The organism is Thermoanaerobacterium thermosaccharolyticum DSM 571 (assembly GCF_000145615.1).
GTDB classification, from domain to species: domain Bacteria; phylum Bacillota; class Thermoanaerobacteria; order Thermoanaerobacterales; family Thermoanaerobacteraceae; genus Thermoanaerobacterium; species Thermoanaerobacterium thermosaccharolyticum.
On record NC_014410.1, the window covers coordinates 1,102,243 to 1,125,364 of the forward strand.

24 protein-coding genes and 1 pseudogene are annotated in these 23,122 nt (G+C 33.5%); 18 read left to right on the plus strand and 7 right to left on the minus strand.

What is annotated here, in order from left to right; genetic code table 11:
* The first annotated feature begins 13 nt into the window (after positions 1-13).
* From TTHE_RS05320 to TTHE_RS05330, 3 genes are all read left to right on the plus strand, one after another.
* Entirely contained in the window at positions 14-196 is a 183-nt protein-coding gene (locus TTHE_RS05320; protein ID WP_013297563.1) for a spore coat protein, read from the plus strand.
* 11 nt (positions 197-207) lie between these two features.
* Positions 208-750, plus strand: coding sequence for a spore coat protein (locus TTHE_RS05325; protein ID WP_013297564.1), 543 nt, complete (start codon positions 208-210; stop codon positions 748-750).
* A gap of 110 nt (positions 751-860) precedes the next feature.
* Positions 861-2,405 carry an S-layer homology domain-containing protein gene (locus TTHE_RS05330; RefSeq protein ID WP_013297565.1) on the plus strand — a complete coding sequence of 515 codons (1,545 nt, stop codon included), beginning with the start codon at positions 861-863 and terminating at the stop codon, positions 2,403-2,405.
* Between the two features lie 16 nt (positions 2,406-2,421).
* Here the strand turns inward: TTHE_RS05330 and TTHE_RS05335 are convergent, their stop codons facing one another.
* Complete coding sequence (locus TTHE_RS05335; protein WP_013297566.1) at positions 2,422-2,829, minus strand: bactofilin family protein; 408 nt, start codon at positions 2,827-2,829, stop codon at positions 2,422-2,424.
* A gap of 40 nt (positions 2,830-2,869) precedes the next feature.
* Complete coding sequence (locus TTHE_RS05340) at positions 2,870-3,805, minus strand: M23 family metallopeptidase (protein WP_013297567.1); 936 nt, start codon at positions 3,803-3,805, stop codon at positions 2,870-2,872.
* Positions 3,806-4,023: 218 nt separating this feature from the next.
* Between TTHE_RS05340 and TTHE_RS05345 the strand changes: the two genes are divergently transcribed.
* The 4 genes from TTHE_RS05345 to TTHE_RS05360 all read left to right on the plus strand — a co-directional run bounded on the left by TTHE_RS05345 (position 4,024) and on the right by TTHE_RS05360 (position 5,952).
* Positions 4,024-5,028, plus strand: a complete 1,005-nt coding sequence (locus TTHE_RS05345) for a glycosyltransferase (protein WP_013297568.1) — start codon at positions 4,024-4,026, stop codon at positions 5,026-5,028.
* Positions 5,029-5,106: 78 nt separating this feature from the next.
* Positions 5,107-5,427, plus strand: coding sequence for a hypothetical protein (locus tag TTHE_RS05350; RefSeq protein ID WP_013297569.1), 321 nt, complete (start codon positions 5,107-5,109; stop codon positions 5,425-5,427).
* A gap of 53 nt (positions 5,428-5,480) precedes the next feature.
* The gene (locus TTHE_RS05355; RefSeq protein ID WP_013297570.1) at positions 5,481-5,756 is read left to right on the plus strand and encodes a YkuS family protein; all 276 of its coding nucleotides are present in this window, start codon (positions 5,481-5,483) and stop codon (positions 5,754-5,756) included.
* Positions 5,749-5,952 carry a hypothetical protein gene (locus tag TTHE_RS05360; RefSeq protein WP_013297571.1) on the plus strand — a complete coding sequence of 68 codons (204 nt, stop codon included), beginning with the start codon at positions 5,749-5,751 and terminating at the stop codon, positions 5,950-5,952. The genes TTHE_RS05355 and TTHE_RS05360 overlap by 8 nt, the downstream gene beginning before the upstream one ends.
* A gap of 32 nt (positions 5,953-5,984) precedes the next feature.
* On the opposite strand, the gene TTHE_RS05365 is transcribed toward TTHE_RS05360, so the two are convergent.
* Positions 5,985-7,106 (minus strand): amidase domain-containing protein, encoded by a 1,122-nt coding sequence (locus tag TTHE_RS05365; protein ID WP_423250149.1) that lies wholly within the window; start codon positions 7,104-7,106, stop codon positions 5,985-5,987.
* A 788-nt stretch (positions 7,107-7,894) separates the two neighbouring features.
* Between TTHE_RS05365 and TTHE_RS05370 the strand changes: the two genes are divergently transcribed.
* The 5 genes and pseudogenes from TTHE_RS05370 to TTHE_RS05385 all read left to right on the plus strand — a co-directional run bounded on the left by TTHE_RS05370 (position 7,895) and on the right by TTHE_RS05385 (position 12,777).
* A complete protein-coding gene (locus TTHE_RS05370; protein ID WP_013297573.1) occupies positions 7,895-8,569 on the plus strand; it encodes a hypothetical protein in 675 nt (224 codons plus the stop codon).
* Positions 8,566-9,042 (plus strand): hypothetical protein, encoded by a 477-nt coding sequence (locus TTHE_RS05375; protein ID WP_013297574.1) that lies wholly within the window; start codon positions 8,566-8,568, stop codon positions 9,040-9,042. Before TTHE_RS05370 ends, TTHE_RS05375 begins: the two co-directional genes overlap by 4 nt.
* A 616-nt stretch (positions 9,043-9,658) precedes the next feature.
* Positions 9,659-10,594 (plus strand): annotated as a pseudogene (locus TTHE_RS14175) (group II intron maturase-specific domain-containing protein).
* Positions 10,595-11,035: 441 nt separating this feature from the next.
* Positions 11,036-11,164 (plus strand): hypothetical protein, encoded by a 129-nt coding sequence (locus TTHE_RS14820; RefSeq protein WP_013297575.1) that lies wholly within the window; start codon positions 11,036-11,038, stop codon positions 11,162-11,164.
* Between the two features lie 38 nt (positions 11,165-11,202).
* The gene (locus tag TTHE_RS05385; protein ID WP_013297576.1) at positions 11,203-12,777 is read left to right on the plus strand and encodes a recombinase family protein; all 1,575 of its coding nucleotides are present in this window, start codon (positions 11,203-11,205) and stop codon (positions 12,775-12,777) included.
* Positions 12,778-12,905: 128 nt separating this feature from the next.
* On the opposite strand, the gene TTHE_RS05390 is transcribed toward TTHE_RS05385, so the two are convergent.
* Positions 12,906-13,502 (minus strand): superoxide dismutase, encoded by a 597-nt coding sequence (locus tag TTHE_RS05390; protein WP_013297577.1) that lies wholly within the window; start codon positions 13,500-13,502, stop codon positions 12,906-12,908.
* Between the two features lie 125 nt (positions 13,503-13,627).
* Here TTHE_RS05390 and TTHE_RS05395 point away from each other — a divergent pair, with 125 nt between their 5' ends.
* From TTHE_RS05395 to TTHE_RS05410, 4 genes are all read left to right on the plus strand, one after another.
* Complete coding sequence (locus tag TTHE_RS05395) at positions 13,628-14,182, plus strand: TIGR01440 family protein (protein ID WP_013297578.1); 555 nt, start codon at positions 13,628-13,630, stop codon at positions 14,180-14,182.
* Between the two features lie 109 nt (positions 14,183-14,291).
* Positions 14,292-14,969, plus strand: coding sequence for a Crp/Fnr family transcriptional regulator (locus TTHE_RS05400; protein WP_013297579.1), 678 nt, complete (start codon positions 14,292-14,294; stop codon positions 14,967-14,969).
* A gap of 74 nt (positions 14,970-15,043) precedes the next feature.
* Positions 15,044-15,256: a heavy-metal-associated domain-containing protein gene (locus TTHE_RS05405; protein ID WP_013297580.1), complete on the plus strand. Its 213-nt coding sequence runs from the start codon at positions 15,044-15,046 to the stop codon at positions 15,254-15,256.
* 56 nt (positions 15,257-15,312) lie between these two features.
* On the plus strand, positions 15,313-17,151 hold the full coding sequence (locus tag TTHE_RS05410; RefSeq protein ID WP_013297581.1) for a heavy metal translocating P-type ATPase: 1,839 nt from the start codon (positions 15,313-15,315) through the stop codon (positions 17,149-17,151).
* Between the two features lie 18 nt (positions 17,152-17,169).
* On the opposite strand, the gene TTHE_RS05415 is transcribed toward TTHE_RS05410, so the two are convergent.
* Together TTHE_RS05415 and TTHE_RS05420 are read right to left on the minus strand one after the other, a co-directional pair.
* The gene (locus tag TTHE_RS05415) at positions 17,170-19,308 is read right to left on the minus strand and encodes a YcdB/YcdC domain-containing protein (RefSeq protein WP_013297582.1); all 2,139 of its coding nucleotides are present in this window, start codon (positions 19,306-19,308) and stop codon (positions 17,170-17,172) included.
* A 98-nt stretch (positions 19,309-19,406) separates the two neighbouring features.
* Positions 19,407-20,330 (minus strand): glycosyl hydrolase family 18 protein, encoded by a 924-nt coding sequence (locus TTHE_RS05420; RefSeq protein WP_013297583.1) that lies wholly within the window; start codon positions 20,328-20,330, stop codon positions 19,407-19,409.
* A gap of 260 nt (positions 20,331-20,590) precedes the next feature.
* On the opposite strand from TTHE_RS05420, the gene TTHE_RS05425 reads away from it, so the two are divergent.
* Complete coding sequence (locus TTHE_RS05425) at positions 20,591-21,004, plus strand: PspC domain-containing protein (protein ID WP_013297584.1); 414 nt, start codon at positions 20,591-20,593, stop codon at positions 21,002-21,004.
* A gap of 32 nt (positions 21,005-21,036) precedes the next feature.
* Here TTHE_RS05425 and TTHE_RS05430 read toward each other — a convergent pair whose 3' ends face one another.
* A complete protein-coding gene (locus TTHE_RS05430; protein ID WP_013297585.1) occupies positions 21,037-22,386 on the minus strand; it encodes an amino acid permease in 1,350 nt (449 codons plus the stop codon).
* A gap of 146 nt (positions 22,387-22,532) precedes the next feature.
* On the opposite strand from TTHE_RS05430, the gene TTHE_RS05435 reads away from it, so the two are divergent.
* Positions 22,533-23,045, plus strand: a complete 513-nt coding sequence (locus tag TTHE_RS05435; RefSeq protein ID WP_013297586.1) for a hypothetical protein — start codon at positions 22,533-22,535, stop codon at positions 23,043-23,045.
* The last annotated feature ends 77 nt before the right edge of the window (positions 23,046-23,122 follow it).

Genomic DNA, 23,122 nt, shown 5'->3' on the forward strand with positions numbered 1-23,122 from the left:
AGGAGGTAAAAAAATGGCATTAACTCAAAAAGAGCTTGGATATATTTCAGATGAACTTGCTTCAGAGCAATTAATAATAAAAAAATATCAAACTGCTGTAAATCAAGTAACAGATCCGCAGCTTAAAAATTTATTTCAAAAAAATATAGGTATACACCAAAATCATTATAACTCTTTATTAAATTTATTGAGATAGGAGAGATAAGAATGGGTAGAAAAAATACGAATATTAATACTGCTGCTATGAATTCTGCGGCTATGCCGGACATGTCTGGTGGCAGCATAAGCAAACAGATAGATTCGTATACAAATTCGAATTTAAGAAATGCATCATCAAATGCTGCAGCAACAAGCAGCATAAATGTAACAGGAATGCCTAATGATTATGCACCTACAGGTAGCATAAGTCAGACAATTGATAATACAACAAGGCAGAATTTAAGCAGCGCAAACAGTAAAGGCACTGCATATGCTGCAAATAATCCAACAGCAGGACCTGCTCAAACATTAACTGAAAAAGATATAGCAGCAGATTGCTTAAGATCAGAAATATTTCTTTTACAGTCGTATAACAGTGCGTGTATAGAAAGTGCAAATCAAAATGTTTTTTCCAGCATAAAAAATATATTGAACGAAGAACAGGATATACACTATGAAATATTCAATATAATGAAACAAAAAGGTTGGTATCCCGTAAGCAATGCAAACCCACAAGACATCAATAATACAAGAAGCATGTTTCAAGGTTAAAGAGAGGCCCGCTGGGCCTTTCTTCCTTATAAGGAAAATTTATATTATTGAAGCGATATGTTTGCCAATGTTATCATATAGATTGAAAATGGTACAAGGGGGATATTGGCATGCATATAAAAAAGGCTATTTTTATGTTGGTGGCAGCTTTTTTAATACTTTCTTTATTTATATTCAATTTCACTAAAACGGATGCATCAGCAAGAGTAGTATATGCTTATGCAACACATGATTATTCAGGCGATAATAGCTCTTATAATTCGTTTGTCAACAATGAATCACATATCAACTATGTAATAACGTTTACCTACGGAATAGATGAAAATGGAAATCTAAATGGTGAAGAAGATGATGCAGTAAAAGATGAAGCTATAAAAAATAATGTAGTTCCTCTTTTGCTAATTCATAATATAAGAGGAGGTACTTTTGACAATAGTTTGATACACGCAGTTTTAAGTAATGAAACTGCAAGAAATAATTTAATTGATAATATTGAGAATGCTGCGATTAAGGACGGTTATAAAGGAGTAAACATCGATTTTGAGAATGTTGGGTATGTTGATAGACAAAATTATAATCAATTTTTATCAGACCTAAAATCAAAATTAACCAGCGATAATTTGTTGCTGACCGTTGCGATACCGGCGATGACTGCTGATAGTCCTAATAGTCTTTGGGCAGGTGGTTTTGATTATAAGGCTATATCTTCAATTGTGGACAAGGTTATAATTATGGCGTACGATCAGCACTGGTCTGGTGGAAATAGCGGCCCTATTTGTTCGTTTCAATGGCTGCAGAATGTTGCACAGTATGCCACTTCTACAATAGATAAAGATAAAATTGTAATGGGACTTCCGGCTTATGGTTACGACTGGTCTTTGAGTGGTACTACATCTGTAACGGAGGATGAAGTTAAAAGCCTTATAAATACTTACGGTGGAAATGCTATGTGGGACAATACATCTAAAGAACCGTATTATATATACTATAAAAACGGTATAAAACATACCGTATGGTTTGAAAACTCCTACAGTTTTAAATTGAAGCTTGATTATCTTTCATCGATTGGAATTGACGATATATCTTTTTGGAAATTAGGCTATGAGAATCAAGACTTTTGGGAAGTTATAGAGGGCAATACGGTGGACTATTTCGGAGATATATTTGCAAGCTGGGCAAGAAATGACATAAACGATATGGCAAGGCTTAAATATGTCTCAGGATATAGTGATGGTACATATAGGCCAAATAATTATATAACTAGAGCAGAGTTTATAACATTACTATTAAGGGTCAAAGGTATAAAAGAAGAGCCTGGCGAGGGATTTTGGGATACGCAGCAGAGCTTTGCAAAAGATGCAATAGCTACGGCTAAGAAGCTTGGCATAGTCAATGGATATAGTGACGGTAGTTTTAGACCTAATAATAAAATATCAAGAGAAGAAATTGCTGCTATAATAGCAAAAGCATATGGATATGAACCATATGCAGACAGCAAATTTGTAGATATAGAAAATAGCTTTGCTAAAAATGATATTATAGCATTATCTAACCGCGGAATAATATCTGGTTACGATACATATCACTTTATGCCCAAGAATTACGCAACTCGTGCTGAAGCAACAGCTATACTATATAGACTTATAAATAAATAAGGAGCATATTTACTCCTTATTTATTATCTTTTTTCTTTAATTGATTGTCAGCACTATTATTGACCTTTTTATTCATTTTGCACTTTCCTTCAAAAATTGCGCCTTCATCTATAATAAGGTTTTGCACCTCAATATCGCCGTATACTTTTCCATTTGATGTAATCTGAACCTGATTTTTTACTGTGAGATTTCCTGTTATTTCTCCAGAAATGGATATATTATCTGCTTTTATATCGGCTTCAATCTTTGAGTTATCACCAATGATCATACTGCCTTGTACTTCAATTTTACCGGTTACATTGCCGTCAATTCTCATTGTCCCTTGTGACTTTATATTGCCTTCTATTGTAGTATTCTTTCCTATTATTGTATCAATTTTATCAGGATTTATATCTAATATATTTACATCTTTTTTCTGAAACACTTCAACACCTCCTTATGAGTGAATCGGACTGGTGTATACTTTACTTGCCTAAATATTTCAACGGATCCACCGCATTACCGTTTAGCCGTATTTCAAAATGTACATGTGGTCCTGTGCTGCGACCAGTGCTACCCGATTTTGCTATGATATCGCCTCTGTTTACAGTTTGTCCGACTTTTACAAGCAATTGTGAATTATGTCCGTAAACAGAAGTGATTCCATAACCGTGATTGATCATGACCACATTCCCGTATCCTGAAAGCCATCCTGCGTACGTTACAACTCCCTTTCCTGCTGCTTTGACTGGCGTACCATAACCAACAGCTATGTCTATACCGGGGTGAAATTCAGAACTTTCGCCATACGGCGAAGTACGGCTTCCAAATGGTGATGTTATGGGTCCTGTGACGGGATAAGCAGATGGCAGAGAATCAAGATAATCAAGCCTTTTGTTGATATCATCTATTAGCGTTTTATATTCATACGTCTTATTATCTATTTCATTTGAAAGTTCATTTGTTGTTTTTTCATCAAGCGTTAAACTTCTTGAATCACGGCTTATACCACCACGGCTAGTCTCATGACTGCTGAGCCCAACCATCCTTCTGACTTTTTGTTCCAAATCATCAAGGCTTTTCATCTTATCGTTTATTTTTTTTGCGTTATCATTCAACATAGCTATTTTTTTATCTTGAGCCTCATTTAAATCTTTCATTTCAGCGATTTTTTGGTCTTTTAAAGAAATCGTCTTATTTTTCTCAGATATTATGTTATCTTTCTCTTTTATGGTTGCATAAAGATATGTATATTTACCGGCAAAATAAAAAGCGGAAGAAAATATCCCCAATAAAAATATCATTGCTGCGATAATAGCAGCTTTAAAAGTAGATTTTTTTATTTTAATACTTCTTATGTCGCTTTTTGAGTTTGGTACAACCATGATATTTATGTATTCATCTTTCTTTTTTATGTGCATTTACTCCATTAACACCTCCTTCATAAAATAGCCAATTATTAATATTCTACATTTAATTTGAAAATCCTCCTTTGTAAATAAATTAACAATCATCAGAACTGCAATTTTTGCTACATAAAATGAAGCAAAAGGTATAGTTTTGACAAAATGAGCGAAATAATTTTTTTTGAATACAATGATATATAAAGAAGAAATTAAGTTGCATAGGGGGATTTAAGATGGCGACAATTGTATATCCGCCTACGATTAATTTTAGCTGGCTTTTTCAAAGACCGCAGCAGATATTGAGCCGTATGGCTACTAAAAATTATACGGTATACTACTTAAATAAAACGTATGATGCTAATTATAAGAGAGGGATAACGGAATTAAAAGAAAATTTATATTTAGTGAACGGTGTTGGCATTGGTAGCATAAAATTGAGAGAAATTCCTATATTATGGATTTCATATCCTCCCAATTACAGCTATGTAAAGATGTTTAAGAAAAAATATGTAATATTTGACTCTATAGATTATCCCTCAGACGAATTTTCAGAATGGAGGTTTAATTTTGAAGAGGTGCAGAAAGCTGCTAACATAATATTTGCTTCATCTAGAAAACTTTATAATATAAATAAAAGAGTTAACAACAAGACATTTTTACTGCCAAATGGTGCAGATTTTAAACATTTTAATAAAGCGGAGAGAATTTTTTCAAAGAGACCGCCTGATTTACCGGAAGGAAAACCGATTGTAGGCTATATTGGTGCATTGGCAACATGGATCGATTGGGATATTGTGGATTATGCTAGCTTAGCATGTCCTGAATACAATTTTGTTTATATCGGTCCAAATTTAAATATGAAGAAGCTGCCCAAAAGAGATAATATTTTTTATTTGGGGGAGAAAAAATACAGTATGCTTCCAGAATACTTGCAGTTTTTTGATATATGCATAATTCCTTTTAAAGTCACATCTATGACGGAAGGTGCCGATCCTATAAAAATGTATGAATACTTAAGTGCTGGTAAACCAGTTGTTTCTTCAAATTTACCGTCTATACTAAGATGTGAAGGCATATATACTGCAAATGGAAAAGCTGAATTTGCTAATATGATAAAAGAAGCTTTGGAAAATTATGATGACCAAAAGAGAAAAAGACTTGTCGATATTGCAAGGGAAAATTCATGGGAGAAAAGAGCTGAATATGCTGATAGGATTATAAGGTATTATTTGATATGACCTGGTAAACAGGTCATACATAGATATTTTAAGATGTTTTTGCTAAAATATATACATAAGATAATAAGGAGTGTTATTTTGAAAGGGTTTATACTTGGCGTAATTTTATCTATAATAACTCTTATTATTAATATCATTGTAAATGGAATACATACGTCGTATGTTAATTACAGCAATTATTTTTTCATAGTTGGATGTATTGTTGGGCTTGTTGGCGGCTTTTTATATATTTCGTATTGGTTTAACGATAGGCGTACTATTAAAAAGATACTTCGAAATCAAGAACTGCCTGAAAGAAGAAATGATTTTATATATATGACTGAGTGGGGAAGCGTATTGCTTACGGCATCAGCCTTTCTAATATTAATTTCGCTATTGATAGTTATCCTATGCGAATAAAAAGGTTTATTAAACTAATACTAATTATGTATTCGCTATAGGAGGTGTTTTTTATGGGGAAGAAGATAGCAGTTGAGAGTCAGCTTTCTAATGTTAAAAGATATTTGTCTAATAAAGGGTATGATGTAATCAATCTTGAGCAAAATAGTAACTTAAGTGGTATTAGGGTAGACGATTATGATGCGGTAGTAATTACAGGACAGCATAAAGATATGTTGGGATATGAGAATACTCATACAAAATCACCAATAATCGATGCTACGGGAATGACGCCGGAAGACATTGAAAGTGAAATAAGAAGAAGCACAGGTGGTGATTTAAATGGCTAATAGGGAACAATTAAAAGCTGTAGGTGAAATGTGTCCTGATTTTACATTTGATGATTCTTTAAACAAGAAAGCTACAATGTCTACTGAAGAATCTTTATCAAGAAGCTGTGAGATATGCAGCCATTGGGATGTAAGAAATCAAAAGTGCAGAATAGATGTTTTTGATGATGTACTTACAAGTCTTGATCAGACATAGTCTAAAAACATAAGAGAGGATTATTCCTCTCTTTAGTCATTTATATGGATGAATCTATATATTACTTTTTTGTCCCAACCTAAATCAAATGGAACATGATACCTATCTGATGTATGAGTGTTTACAACAGGAATTCCATAAGAATCAAAGCCTGTTACGACTCCAAAATGGACAATTTCTCCTTTTTCCTCATAACAGATGAGATCGCCTTTTTGCAGTTCTCGTATCGCACCGGCTGGGTGTGTATCAGATGGCTTTACCATATTAGTGTATGTGCCTTGTGCGATAAGCCTTCCTTTCCCATTGTATATAAGATAGTTGAATAATGCGGGAGCTTGGGCCCATGCAGTGCTTGAATCACGACCGTTGAAATTCCACACGTAATCCATTTTAAGTCCGCCGCCCTCATGCAGCACTTGTGAAGCAAAATTTGTGCAGTCACCGCCGACACCATTGTAATCTCTGTACTTTTTATTGTATTCATAATTGTTTCCACTGCCCCAAGCAGCACCGGCATATGTATCAGCGTATCTTACAGCACCTTCGCGATCGTAATTTCCTTTTTTCTTATTTTGGCTGTCACCTGCCGGAGTTGAATTTGCAGGCGATATCTCCGGGGCGATACCGTCGGCTGGGCTGATATCTATGAATGCGGAATCTTCATCTAGAGGATCGTAATACCAATCGCGGCGAATGACCCATTTGCCATCAACTTTTACCAGTTGTATTGAATGGCGGATACCTAGTCCCATGTAGTTAATTATGTTAGGCTTTACATTATATTCATATCCCATTTTCATCGTTTCTACCAAATACAGCCATATAGATTGTTCACCTACTTTTATGCTTTTAATTCTGTATATTGATTGAGCTTCAGTAAACTTTAGATTTCTTTTTTCTGACCAACCTTTTACATAATTAATTCGCCTCATCTCATGTTCTAATGCCCATTTTCCGTATGTATTTGCTGTATCGTAGTATTTCTCTATATCTTTAATGTTTCCACTTAGAAGTACATTGCCGCGGGATTCAAAGAACACATCTAAAAAAGGCTTTATTTCCTCCTTGTTATCTGCTACTGTAGATAATGTTTTATTGAAAAATAATATTCCCCAGATGCTTATTAATACTAATATTAGCAAGGGAATTGCTATCTTGTAATATTTGCTTAGTGGCAATAAATATCCCTCCCTGTCTAAACATTCATAATAAATAATATGTCTTAATAAAATAAATAATACTATGCAATTATTAATCTTGAATTATATATAATTGGAGAGTCAAAAATACATGATATGATAGATAAAATAAGTTTTAAAAATTTTCATAATACATTACCACCTGAGTGCATACTGTGATTTGTTTTTTTCAGATTATTCTTATAGAGGGCAGGATATACATTTCAAGCCAATCTTTAAAGAGAAAATATTTTATTACTTATGTCACGAAAAATTTTAAATGCCCCCTTAAAAGATTAATTGGACTTAAAGCACCCATTCCTTCCCATGTAAGCAAACAACCTTGCATGTGACACGAGGAACCAGCTAAAAAGCTGGTAAATAGACTGAGATATGAAGCCAAAATGTGTTTGATGTTTAGAAAAGAATTAGATTTTATCTGATATGGTTAATTGTAAAATATGCAAGTTAAATAGTGATTTCTTTCACTGTTTAATACAATACCAATTATACAAAGGGGGCTTGGTTTTCAATTGTTATTGTGGTTGTAATTGAATAGATTTTGAATATGACAATTGAGGTGATGTAGAGTCGCTTTGGCTGTTTTTGTTTGAAAAACAATAATCTGTCAATTTATGTTAGCAAATATTCACAATAAAATTATTTACAAGTTTGGAATGTGGAGGTATAATAATTACTGTAAACAAGCTTGTTTATATATTTGATAAAATTACCTAAGGAAAAGTTTAAGGGGTGAGTGAATTATGAAAAAATTGACAAGAAAAATTATTAGTTTTATACTTATGATACTGATGGTATCTAATATAGGCATTTCAGCATTTGCAAGTGAAAATGAATCAAGTTCTAAAAATATAAATATTAATAAATGTGATATTGTTATTACAGATGATGGTGTATATATTAATGATGTTTATTATACACAAGAACAGTTTGTTAAACTTCTTGATACTGCAGTAGTAGTTGATAAAACTGAATTAAAAGACGATACTATAAAGAATAATAGTGCAATGAGAAGTGTAGGTGTACAAAGTGCTACAGGAGCTCTTATTGCAGGAACATGGTGGATTCCAGGAGTTGGAGAAGTAGTGATTACTACTGCTGGAGTAGTGATTATAGGTGGTACAGTAATAGCAGCAGGTACTTGGTTGTATAACAAAGTTGTTGATTGGTTTGAAACAAGGACAGAGATTAAAGAGGCGAAATCAAAAATACCATCTAGATTAAAAGATAAAAATGGAGAAGTAGATTTAGGGAAGTTTAATGAGAAAGTTAAAGGAAGAACTGCATATAGAGAAAAAGGTGGATGGGAGATAGATAGAGATTATGCTGGCCATAGAGGGAGCAAATGGAAATTAAAAGACAAGTCTGGCAAAAGAGTTGCATCTTTAGATGAAAATGGAAGGGTTGTGGGAAAGTGAAAAAAGAGATATTGAACTTAATTGAAGAACTTCAATCAAAAGATCAATATTATATTATAACTCCGTTTTCTAAGACATATGGTAAATATTTTGATGAACTAGAAGAATATTTACTAAAATTTTATTTAGATGATTATAGTAATAAAATTTGTCGAATTATAATGAAAGTAATCTGTTATTATGATGCAGAAATATACTTGACAGAGTTTCCTATTGAAAAGGAAGGATTAAATTTTGTAGGACTAGAGTATCAAAATTTGCGAACACAATCTTTAGAAAAATTGCATGAAATTATTTCCTATGTTATAAAAAGAGATGTTTCTTCTGTTGAAATAGTTTTTCCTAAAGAAAAAAGCCTTATTAGTGTTAGTGGTCATTTCCAAGTTGTTGTCTATGGAGATAAATCTGAATTTTTAAAGTTAGTAAAGGATTTATCAAATGCAGAGGGTTTATTCTTTAAAAAGTACACTTAATATTACTTCAAGTTAAGGGTATAGTTATATAAAAATAGAACAAACTGATAAGAAGAAATGGCTTATAATTATAGATAAGATAGAAAATCATATACAAAAATGAAATAAAATTGAACCATAAATCAAAACTAAATAAAGAAACTCAAAGAGGCGAAGCCTTTGGTCAGCTTATGATTGATAGGCTTCGCCCTTTTTGTACACCAGGCATGGGCGATAACTAGGCGGTGAAAGTCTGCTTGTGGGCGAGGTCACGGGAACCACTAGCTGAACCGCAAGGGTGTCCATTGTGAGGTGGAATCTGAAGGAAGCGGTAGGTAAAATCTCGGTCTGAGGAACACGAACCAGATAAGAGGCTGAATTGGAGCGGACAAGTTTGCATGACAAAACGAAGTCCAACACTACCCGAACTCCATACAGTAAACTTAAAGATAGACGAGATGAAGGTTATCGTTCTTACCCGGGGAGGTCTCAAGGACAAGTCATTAAAGTGAACTCTGAAATGACAACCCATACAGTGATGTATGGCTGAACCTTGAGAAGTCAGCAGAGGTCATAGTACTTATCTAGTCATGAATAGATAAGGAAGGACCGAATATTAGGAGGTTTTGGAAATCTTATGAACTCGAAAGATATGCAGTTCTTAAGACAACTCAACAAAGAGACTATCCGCTCCATCAAGAAATGGAATTTCAAGAGGGAGCGGAAGTGCATAGTATATCATCGGCGTCAAAAGAAAGAAGAAACAATGTACAAAGATACACCAGTAATATGCTTGAAATGATACTTGACCGAGAAAACATGAAAGAAGCATACAAGCGTGTAGTTGCAAATAAAGGAAGCCATGGAGTCGATGGGATGGAAGTAGATGAACTTCTACCGTATCTCAAAGAAAAATGGCCGACCATAAAGCAACAATTACTGGAAGGAAAATATAAACCACAACCAGTGTTGAGAGTAGAAATACCAAAACCAGATGGAGGAACAAGACTACTAGGAATACCTACAGTACTAGACAGACTAATATAGAAACCAAATTAAAACTAAAAGTCAATGAAGCAAAAAGTGCTGTAGATAGACCATGGAAAAGAAAGTTCTTAGGATTTTCATTTTATACAAAAGAAAACGAAGTAAGAATAAGAATTCATTAAAAATCCATCAAAAGGTTTAAGGAAAAAGTAAAAGGAATAACCAATCGAAACAAGGGAATAAGCATGTAATACAGAATATATAGACTGAATCAGATAACGACAGGATGGGTTAACTACTTTGGGTTAGCAGACGCAAAAAGCAAAATGAAAACCCTTGACGAATGGATAAGGCGGAGACTAAGGGCATGTATATGGAAGAAATGGAAGAAGATAAAAACAAAGTATGACAATCTATAAAATTAGGATTAGAAAAACAAAAAGCCTGGGCATACGCCAATAAGAGGAAAGGCTACTGGAGAATATCCAATAGCCAAATACTCAGTATCACTCCTACAAATAAATACTTCGAAGACATAAGTTACAAGAGTTTATCAAAAAGGTACCTAATGTACATTAAATCTTAATGAACCGCCGTATACCGAACGGTACGTACGGTGGTGTGAGAGGACGCTGAATAAAATAATTATTCAGCTCCTACTCGATTTGAAAAATAATATTCCCCAGATGCTTATTAATACTAATATTAGCAAGGGAATTGCTATCTTGTAATATTTGCTTAGTGGCAATAAATATCCCTCCCTGTCTAAACATTCATAATAAATAATATGTCTTAATAAAATAAATAATACTATGCAATTATTATTCTTGAATTATATATAATTGGAGAGTTAAAAATACGTGATATAATAGACAAAATGTGTTTAAAGAAGAACTCTCTAATAGTCAACTAATAATAAAAAATTGATTAACTAAGGTGTATGAGAAGTACGCTTTTTTTATTTTGCAATTGGACAAACTATTTGCTCATATATTATAGCAAATAAATTTCAAAGGGGGTTACATAATTGGCTAAAAGCAAGAAAAATGTGGAGAAATCAAATGATAATATACTTGTAGAACATGAATTTAATGATAAAGGCAAAAAACTTAGTGATTTACTAAAACAAATTATTAAGCAGGCTGTAAATTCCTAATAATATATGGTGGTGGTTATCCATGAAGGAGGTTACAGATGTTAAAGAAAAATGTGCTAAATAGAACATGGAATTGTGCTATTTACTGCAGACTTTCAAAAGAAGATTTAAGCAAAGGCTACAGTGAAAGTATTAAAACACAGGAGAAGGAATTAACCAGATATGTTCTTGAAAATAATTGGAATTTAGTCGGTGTTTATATTGATGACGGTGTGAGCGGAACTACATTTGAACGAGATGATTTTAAAAGAATGATTGACGATGTTGAATGTGGACTGATAAACTGTATTATCACAAAGGATCTTTCCCGTCTTGGAAGAGATTATATCGAGACAGGAAGATATCTTGAGAAGGTATTTCCTGAGTATGGTGTAAGGTATATTGCATTGAATGATGGTGTTGATACTTTAAAAGGAGAAGATGACAGCATACCGTTTAGAAATGTTGTTAATGATATGTATGCTAAAGACATATCGAAAAAAATCAGATTTAATCTCCATAGTAAAATGAAGGAAGGACTGTATATTGGTGCGTTTGCGCCTTATGGATATACAAAAGATCCAGACAACAAAAACAGATTAGTGCCGGCCAACGATATTACGACTCAAGCTGTAAAAAGGATATTCTCATTGTACACAGAAGGATTTGGTAAACAAAAAATAGCTAAAATATTGACTGATGAAGGCTATCCTACACCTGCAGAATCAAAAAGAAATTATGCGAATCCAAGTCAAAAGATCAAAATGTGGAACAGTAACGCTGTTCACAGAATATTGACAAATGAAGTGTATATTGGGACAGTTGTGCAACACAAGAGAAAAAAAGTATCGTATAAAGTAAAAAAAGTTAAAGATGTACCTGAGGAAGAGTGGATCAAAAAAACACATATGCATGAGCCTATAATAGATGAAAATATTTTTTGGCAGGTACAGGATATAATACAAGAAAGAGCAAAGCTTAAGTTCAGGCCGGGGCATGTTACTCATCTTTTTTCTGGCAAGGCAAAGTGTGGCGATTGTGGATCGTATATGGGATATTTTTATGACAAAGATAGAAAGGCACCATGTTGGAAACTTATATGCGGAGCTTTTAGAAAATACGGCTCAAAAGCCTGTACAATGCATTCTATACCTGAAGAAAAGCTAAAGCAGATTGTTCTTGATGATCTTAAAAGCATAGCTAATGAGATTGTGGACTTTAATGAATTGACGAAAATTGCTGAGGATTCGATTGAAGAAAAATATATTGAGCAGAAAAAAGAATATGAGGAATATAAAAAGAAATATTTAGAGTTTCAAAACACTTTTAAACAGATGTACTACGATAAAATCAAAGGTCTTATTAACGAAGAACAGTTTAAAATGCTTTCTGATGAGCTTCAAAGTGAGATGAAGATTTATCATGAAAAATTAAATAAAATTGAAGGACAATTAAATTCAAATGATGTAAAGGCAATACTTATACAACAGGCATATGATAAGATAAAAAATATAATTGACATGCAGGATTTAACTAGGCAAATGATTGAAAATCTTATCGATTTTGTAGAAATATTTAAAGATAATAGAATTAAGATACACTACAAATTTTCAAATTTAAAAAATTTCTCATAGTACATCACCACCTGAGTGCGTACCATTAGAAAAAACGAAAAAATGGATAACCACAAATTGTGGCAGTAATTTTAGAATGATATTGCCTTAAAATTCGTGAAAACAGGTTCCAAAAGCTATGAATCATGTTAAAATTTTTTCATGTCTATCCATTGAATTACTCTTCTATTGACTTCACTCCACTTCACATTATTCATGAATGCATCAATATAACCTTTTTTATCTGTTCCGTAATCTATGAAATATGCGTGCTCATAAGTGTCAATAATGAGAAGAGGAATTGTTCTGGTTACAAGGCCGTGGTTGTGGAGGTCTTGCAGGTAGTTGTGGAGCCTTAAATCAATCGGATCAAAACATAGTGCTGTCCAACCTCTGGAAGATATAGCACATGCTTTAAAGTCATTAATCCAGTTATCATAAGAACCAAAATCACAAGTTATCATGGAGGCGATTATCCCAGTTGCAGGACCACCTGCTCCGCCGAGGTTTTCAAAGTAAAGTTCATGAAGTTTAACCCCATCTAGTGCATATGTTTCTTCAAGCTTTAATTCTCTGTATTCGCTGTACGTGGCGTTTGCCTTAACTCGATCAGATGTGATTAGTTTGTTCCATATTTCGTTTGTCTTACTTACATATCCTTCGTAAAGTTTATAATGTTCTCTTAGAGTCCTTTCAGATATACCATTTAAGGTCAAATTATATTTTTTTGGTATGAGCCTTTTCAACTATTCTACCTCCTCTCAATAATCTACTTAAATATAATATGAATTGAGATTTGACTGTGATACAATAAATAAAATACAATTTATAAATAAGTAGTATAATAATAGGTGAATGTGAGGTGTTAAAATTGGATTTAAATGAGATTTCTAAGCAAACTAAAGAAGTTATTGAAGAGTTATTAGATATTGCAAATGTAAAAAGCGGTGGACTTTTTGTATTAGGAGGAAGTACTAGCGAAGTTATAGGCAAGAAAGTGGGCACATCAGGAAGCCTTGATGTTGCGAAGGCAATTGTTGATCCGATTATGGAATCTGTAAAGAAAAGAAACTTATATCTCGCAGTGCAGGGGTGCGAACATTTAAACAGGGCACTTCTTGTAGAAGAAGATGCAATGATAAAGTATAATCTCGATGAAGTTTCTGTTATACCGCAGGTACACGCCGGAGGATCACTACAAACATATGCTTACGGCATATTTGAAAAGCCAGTAATGGTAGAGAATTTGAAAGGCTTAGCACATGCTGGGCTTGACATTGGCCTTGTATTAATAGGTATGCATTTAAGGCCTGTTGCAGTTCCTGTAAGGTTAAAGCGAAATAAGATTGGTGACGCAACAATAGTTGCAGCAAGGACACGACCAAAATTGATTGGCGGTGAAAGAGCCATATATAAAAAAGAATAAGCTGAAGAAGTCGCTCTCAAACATAAAGAGCGATTTTTTTAAAATAAAAATTGATTTTAATCACAGAATTTAATATGTATTTTACTATACTTAAGATGGAGGTGTTTGAATGGAATGTAAATATTGTGCTCAAGTAGTTCATATTTTTAAAGATCTGAATGAAGAAGAGTTAAGGGCAATATCCGGCATGACTAAAGAAGGATTTTATGCTAAAGGCAATATAATTATCAATGAAGGCGATAGAATTGATAATATATATATAATTCATAAAGGGAAAATTAAAGTTTATAAAATAAATTTAGACGGCAAAGAGCAGATTTTGTATATTTTAAAAGACGGTGATACGTTTGGAGAAAATAGCATATTTAAAGAGCAGAAAGCCACATTTTACGCTGAAGCGATGGATGATGTAAAATTGTGTCTTTTATCAAAAGAAGATTTTATGGGAATTATATCAAGAAATCCTGAGATTGCTTTAAAGATTATGAATTATTTGCTAGAAAGGCTTCAAAACATTGAATCACTGGTAAAAGACATAACTACAGAAGATGTCAAAACTCGCCTTTTATCTATGATACTGAAGCTTGCAGATAAAGAAGGAATTAAAAGCAGTGATGGCATCAAATTAAAACTTTATTTAAGCAGAGAAGATATTGCAAATTTATTGGGAACGACGCGGGAAACCATAAGCAGAAAGCTTCATGAACTTGAAGATGATGGAATAATAAAATTTCTTTCAAATAAGGAAATACTATTAAAAGATATAGAAAAATTTAAGGAAAATTGATCCATATCACATAAGCAAAAACTGAAATGTTTTATCATATTCATGAAAATAAAATTGTTTAGGAGATGGGAAATATGATTAAAGATGTAAAACTTAATATAGAAGGCCTTAGCTGCCCTGACTGCAGCAAGAAAATTGAGCAGGCTTTAGCATCACAAGAAGGTGTAAAAGAGGCTAAAGTGCTCTTTACTACAGGTGTAGCAAAAGTAAAGTTTGACGATGGTGTAATAGACCTTGATAAAATCATAAGTGTCATTAATAGTTTTGGCTTTAACGTGTCAGATTAAAATACCAGTCGAGCATTTGCTCGACATTTTTTCAAATAACCTTTTGGAGGTACGAAATGATAGGTTTCAAAGATGATAAATTAATGTCATTAGCAACTGCGGCGGTTTTGATTCTTTTAAGCTGGTTATTTAAGTATCTTGATTACAGAATATTTTCAGATATTTTAATGATATTATCAGCAGCAGTTTCAGGATATAAAATCATAAAAAGTGCCATCATGTCATTAAAATTCAAAGTAGTAAGCATAAATTTGCTTGTTTCAATTGCAGCTATAGGAGCGATAATAATAGGAGAATATTGGGAAGCTGCTGCAGTAACATTTTTGTTTTCCTTTGGCGGATTTTTAGAATCGTATACTTTGAGAAAGACAAGGGATGCACTGAAATATTTAGTTGATATGTCGCCAAAGATAGCTCATGTCATAAAAGAAGGGAAAATTGTAGATGTACCAGCGGAAAATGTTATGGTAGGGGATGTAGTTGCTGTGAAAACAGGTGAAAAAGTACCTGTTGATGGCAAGGTGATCAAAGGCGATGCTTCAATAAACCAAGCGACTATAACGGGAGAGTCGATGCCGGTAGATGTAGGAATTGGCAGCTTAGTGTATAGCGGCACAATAAATGAAAATGGATATATAGAAGTTGAGACTGAAAAAGCTGGTGAAGATACGACATTTTCAAAGATATTGTATCTGGTAGAAGAAGCGCAAGGAGAAAAAGCGCCGACGCAAAAATTTATTGAAAGATTTTCAAAGTATTATACACCCGCTATAATAATTGCATCAATCATAACATTTGTTATAAAGAGAGATCTGATGATGGCGCTGACATTTCTCGTGATTGCGTGTCCCGGTGCATTAGTTATATCTACCCCTGTATCAATAGTTTCAGCTATAGGAAATGCCGCAAGGCACGGCGTAATAATAAAAGGAGGGGAATACCTTGAAAGCCTTGGAAAGGTAGATATTGTGGCTTTTGACAAGACTGGGACATTGACAGAAGGAAAGCCTATTGTTGTAGATATAAAATCATTTGAAATTGAAAGCGAAGAACTACTTAAAATAGCAAAAAGCTTAGAATTAAAATCAGAACATCCAATAGCAAAAGCAATTGTTTCATATGCATGTGATGAAGAGACGTATGAAGTCGATAAATTTGAGGTTATTGCAGGTCAGGGAATAAAAGGCACAATAAATGGCAAGGTTTATTATGCAGGCAATCGAAAATTAATGGAGAAGAGCAGTGTAAAAGTTGATGATGTTTTAAATTTTATCGAAGATGAGCAATCAAAGGGAAGGACACCAATTATAGTTGCAGAAAATGATAATGTAATTGGAATACTGTCAATTTCTGATAAAATTAAGAGTACGTCGGTTGAGGCTGTAAAAAGACTTAAAAAGACCGGAATTAAAAAAAATGTGATACTTACAGGTGACAATGAAAATGCTGCAAGATTTGTGAAAGAAGAACTCGGAGCAGATGAATATTATGCAGAACTTCTGCCAGATGAAAAGTTAAAAAAGCTAAAAATGCTTAAAACAGAAGGCTCTGTAGCTATGGTAGGTGATGGAATAAATGATGCGCCATCGTTAGCTTATGCAGACATAGGCATATCAATGGGATTAAGCGGCACAGATGTGGCAAATGACGTATCAAATATAATATTGGCTGATGATAATCTTAATAAGCTTGCATTTGCTGTAGATTTAAGCAAGGCTGCAATCAAAAATATGAAGCAAAATATTTATTTTTCGGTATTTGTCGTCTTTGCATTGTTGTTAGGCGTGATTTATGGAGAAGTATTTTTAGCGTCGGGAATGTTTATACATGAAGCAAGCGTTTTTGTAGTGACGCTAAATGCAATGAGACTGTTAAATTATAAAGGGCGCGTATAAACAACGCACCCATATTTTTTATTTTTCTACTCTTAGGTATCTTACTAAAATCGATGCTACTTGCGCTCTTGTGAGGTTTTCGTCTGGGTTGAAATATCCATTGATGCCTGTCATTATATTTAAACCGTATAATATTGCAACATATCCTTTTGAAGAATCCTCTATTTTATCAGCGTCTTTATAATAGTCTAATGTATAAATACTGTTTAAGTCAGCGATGTATTTTAGATTAAGGCTTCTTACGATAAACTTTGCTGCATCTTGGCGAGTTACTTTAGAATCAGGTTTTTTCTCATTTTCTGTAATGATTTTGCTGTTAATTGCTACGTTGTAATAATTGTCGTAATTTTCATCTTCATTCGATGTAAGTGGTATTATCACGTTATTTGGCTGTAGTGATTTAACCAGCATCTTTATAAAATCCTTTTGCAAAATATAATCGTTTGGCATGTATTTGCCATTCTTACCATCCGCTATACCATATTTAGACAGCAATAAAATATCTTTTTCTGCCCAATTTCCTGCAATATCAGTAAACTGTGTATTTTCGTTTTTAAGTATAGGCTTACCTGAATAATCTATATAAGCACCGGAGTTTGCGTCTATTAGGCCATTGAAGTTTGTTAATTGGTATACAAGTCTTATGTCTTTTGATGGGGGTTGATAAACCTTATCGGGAGCATAGTAAATTATATAGCTAAGTTGAAAATCGCCGTTATTGAATAACGTTTTGTAAGCATCATCCAGGCCAATTATATTTTTATTGTCAGGCAGCTTTACATCAGTCCAGCTTAAATTATATGTTATTATATCGCCAGTGTACTTGTTGATGCCGATATTTATTGAGTCAAATGGGCATGGTATTCCGTTTACTTTATAGATGTAATTAAATGATGTATATGGCGAATTATCATATACAGATATAGGGACATCTTGATATTCCATTTGCTTAAATTTTTCCGGTTGTATTTTATTGAGATAATCTTCTGCTATACTTTTGAGCTGGTCTTTTGTGTACTTTGGAGTCTTACCTTGTGCATTATTTTCATTACTATCGTTTCGGTAAAATGATTTTAATTCACCGGTTGTTGCATCTACGGCTGCAGATATATAATTGTAGTTGTTGCCCTCATTGTAAGTCCAACTGAAATTCCAAGTTGCACTGTTGGAATTTGAATTATCTTTGTAAAGATTAGAGCTTGTAAGGCTGTATTCGGAACCGATTGTAAACGGAAGCTTCTCCTTTGCTAATTCAATTGCCTTGTCTTTTGAAATGTACATAGATACATCATCTACGGCTTTTTGTTCTTGAGGTGATAATACTTGAGAATTATCTGATTTAGAACCCATTCTGCCGATATACGGACCGTAATAACCCTGGTATAAAATTTTGCCTGTAATAGCATCCACAGGCTGATTGTTGACAAGGCTGTAGACTAAAATAGCTTGTGGTGTAGACTCATTATTGCCATATACATCTGTGTAAACAAGGTTGTACTGCAGATTTAAACTATTGTTGTCTTTATATATTTGAATCGCTCTGTCCTTTGAAATAGCTAATTTTGGATCAGGAAAATTGTAGTCACTGCCCCAAGTTAAATAATATGACTGAACATCTAGAGTGTTTTTATTTACTTCCACAGTTATTTGATTTCCTTGAAATGGGATTCCATTGACTATTCGGATGAAATTGAATGAATAGGCTGTACTGTATGCAATCTTTGGATTGAGCCCAGCATAATCATCAGTTTCTTGCTCTTTTGTTTCTTTAAATTTTTCTGGTACAATTTTGTTTAAAAAGTTTACTGCGACTTCTTTTGCTTCTTCCCTTGTGTGTTTTGGTATAATGCTTACTGGCGTATTATCGGGTTTGTAGAAATTGTAGCTTATTATTTCACCAGTATCAGCATCTACGCTGACATTTATGTTTCCATTTGTGCTGGATGACCATGTTAAGTACCATGTTTTATTGCTGTCGTTTTCGTAGTAGTTGGAATTAAAGTTGTATCCGCTGCTTGGAATATTTAGCTTTTCTTTAGCAATTTCTATTGCCTGTTTAAGCTCAATTTTGCTGTTGGTTTGTGCAAAACCAATTGAGGGAATAGCTACTGTAAATATCAATAAACTGACCAGCAGAAAGGATAAAAACTTTCTCATTGTTAAACCTCCTTTTCTTCTTTAATTTTATACTATTCTCATCTCATATTAATTAGACGGAAAATATATGTAAAAGTTCCCAAAAAAATAAGGAAGCATTAACTTCCTCTGATTATATTCCAGATATTAGGATCTTCTTGACCAAGTCTCCAGACGGCTATGCCGGATAAGTTGTATTGTACAAGTAACGGCAATTTTGCTTGAAAGCTTCTAGCATCTTCAAACCATACGGTGTGCTTCGTTGAGTCAATTGTATATGTGTATGTGGATTCTTGGGCGGTTTCGTCATATATTATTGTTGCACCCAGGTTTTTAGCAGTTTCTATTGCTTGTGAGTAAGATAATGTTCTGGGATAATTAGAACCTTCTGCCCAGTCATAGCCGTATACAGCCATGCCAAGCCAAATTTTTCTTGACGGTATAGCGGTAACAGCGTAATTTAGAACGCTGCGTACAAAGCCTATAGATGCAATTGGCCCTGGATTGGAAAAATGTTCATCGTATGCTAAAATATATGCCTGATCCGTAAACTGACCCAATATGGAGTACTGAAAAGCTCCTGAGAAAGGATGGCGCGGATTGTCTTCTATTTCTGCTGGCAATGAAATTGTCACGATTTTTCTAACATTTTTAAGAGAGCTATACAGGTTTTCCATAAATGCATTTAGATTGTTTCTGTCTTCGGGAGGTACAAACTCAAAATCGATATTTATGCCGGGATAATTGTTGTATACAGCCATAGTCGTTATATTCATTATTAATGTATTTCTTAAGGACGCATTTGATAGAAGGTCATGTATAAGCTGAGATTTCTTGGGATCTGAGTAGTTGTGAACAATAGCAAAGATCGGCAGATTATTTTGTGATGCAATATTCTTAACTTCTTGTGATGACATGTCTGCTAATGTTCCGTCTGATTTAACTCCATACCAGAAGGGAATGAGAGTTGTTATGTCGTGGGCATGTTCATTCAAATCATCAATAGCACCTGGTGCTATATCAAAATACCATTTGTTGTCCATAGATACACCTCCTAAAACATTATATTCTATAATACGTTATGAAATTTTCTTTGTGATTTAATCTGATTCGTTAAATTTCGCTTCCCAAAAACATTTATGTTGAGTATAATTTATAGTAAGTATTTAATACAAAGTAGAAAATTGTTTTGCAAAAGGGGGGTGTATTTTTTATTATACATTGTTTTTAAGCAATAATATTTTGTGTTTTTGTTAATCTGCTAAAAATTATAAAATTGATTTGTGAAAAAGGAGGTCTCAATGTGGATAAAAGATTGTACCGCTCTAGAAATCAGGTTATTATCGGTGGTGTCTGCGGAGGGATAGCTGAGTACTTTGACATTGATGTGACGATTGTAAGACTTATATGGGCTTTAATTGCTTTAGTAGGTGGTACTGGTGTTTTGCTTTATATAATAGCGTGGATTGTTGTGCCTGAAAATCCACATCAGCTTAAAAATAGCGATTTTAATTCTAGCGATGTTAATGAAGTAAAAGATACAGAAAACGCAAAGGTAGTTACAGGTGGAAAGAGAAGTGGTGAAATCTTTGGATGGATTTTAATCGCAATTGGCGTATACCTTCTTGCTAGGACTTTTATCCCATGGTTTTATTTAAAGCTTTTTTGGCCTGTTATTCTCATTGCATTTGGACTTTTGTTTGTGTTTAAAAAATAGTGAACTAAAAATATCGGGTATTCCCGATATTTTTACCATTTATCAAATAAATCTAGCTTTTTGGCAATGAAGTACAACAAAAGTATAATAATCAGCAGTATTAGTCCACCAAAAAAGCCTATTGCTTGTTTTGGCACAACCAGTGTAGATAGAAGAACTGCAATTATTAATATAATAGTAAACCACGGTCTTAAAGGAAAACTATGCTTTTGGCATTCAAAATATTCATGGTTTTTGTCTCTGAGTATTGGTCTGTATTTTATAAATGTGTACAAAATAATTATCCAGTTAAAAAATTGTATAAAACCGGTGGCACTTGTTATATATTCATATACATCTTTTGGAAGAATGTATGAAAGTATGACTGCTATTAATAAACCTACACTGCTAAATAAAAGTGCGTAAATTGGCACGTCTCTTTTTGTCACTTTACTTAAAAAAGTTGGAGCAAATCTTCCCTTTCCTAAGGAATACATGACTTGTGTCACACCATACATGGCACCATTCATAGTAGTCAATGCAGCTGTCAGTATTACAAAATTCATTATGGAGTCGATATACGGTATATGGGTGAACGAAAGAAGCTTAATAAATGGGCTTTCTTTTGTAGAAACTTCATACCACGGGATTACGCCTAGCAGGACGGCAATTGACGAAAGGTATAAAGTCGATAGAAATAAAACGATATATTTTCTGGCTATTGGCACATATTTTTTTGGCTTTTTTGTTTTAGATGCTGTCATTGCAGTGACTTCGACGCCACCGAATGGTATTAAAGACATTAATAGTGCTCCTAAGAAACCTTTTATGCCGTTTGGTGCTAAACCACCATGGATAAAATAGTTTTTAACACCTATTTCACTTTTACTGCCGAAAAATCCCAAAAGCGTCAAGATTCCAACTATGGTTATTATAAATAGTGCAGATATCTTGATGGTGGAAAACCACGATTCAATGGTGCCGAAATTTTTTGTACCTAAAGCGTTTACACACAGAACCATAACAGAGTATATTAAAGCGAAAATCCACAATGGTACATTAGGAAACCAGAACTTGGCGAATATTGCTGATGCTGTTACTTCGCTGGACATTATGAATACTCCTGCAGTCCAGTAAACCCATCCGCTTAAAAAGCCTCCTATGTCACCTAGTGCTTCTTCAGCATAAACTCTAAACGATCCGTCGACAGGATTTGCAACGATCATTTCCGATAATGCGCAAAAAACTTCAGACATTATAAAAGCAGATATTCCATAATCTAACAAAACTATGGGCCCTGCAGTATGTATTGCAATGCCACTTGCTAGAAAAAAACCGGCACCAAGTATTCCACCTACACCTACTAAGACAAGTTCATTTACAGATAAATTACCTCTTTCCAAATTAAATGCACCTCCAATTATATATGAAATTAGACCTTTACATATTACCTTTTTATTATTTGTAAGATTAAGTATTTTATTAACTTGAAATTAATTTATATATGATGTAAAATTTCATTTATCAAATTTATTTCTGGAGGAAGGTTATGAAGTATTATATTTTGGACAAATTCAGCAGATTTGTATTGTATTTTTTGACATTGCTTATTTTAATAAGCGTAGCACTATTGTTTATATACGTATTTGTAGATGTTAATATTAAAGGGTTTAATATTGAATTATCGATTCTCTGGTGGGTGCTGTACATAATTTTATTGATGGTATTGTCTATTATATTATTTTCAATAGCGATTTCTCAAACCATTTTATTGGAGGATTATCTTGTCATATCATTAGGTATTATGGGCTTTGTCAGAATAAGATATGATAATATTGCATACGTAGGTGAAGCAGAAAATAGAAATACGTACAGAAGAGGCATTCATGTTTTTGATAGTACATGTAGCATGATAGTATCTAAAAAGGATTTGCTGGAGATCGAATTAAAATCGCCTGTAAAAATTTATTACTTCTTATTTTTCGAAAGATATGCAACTAAAATTGTATTTTCCACACCAAATTCAAAAAAATTAAAAGAAGAGATTAAAAACAAAATATGAATCATATTTTCACAAATTTTATCATAGATAAAGTAATAGGCGTGTGACGGTAAGTTTTACGCTTTTATTATCGATAA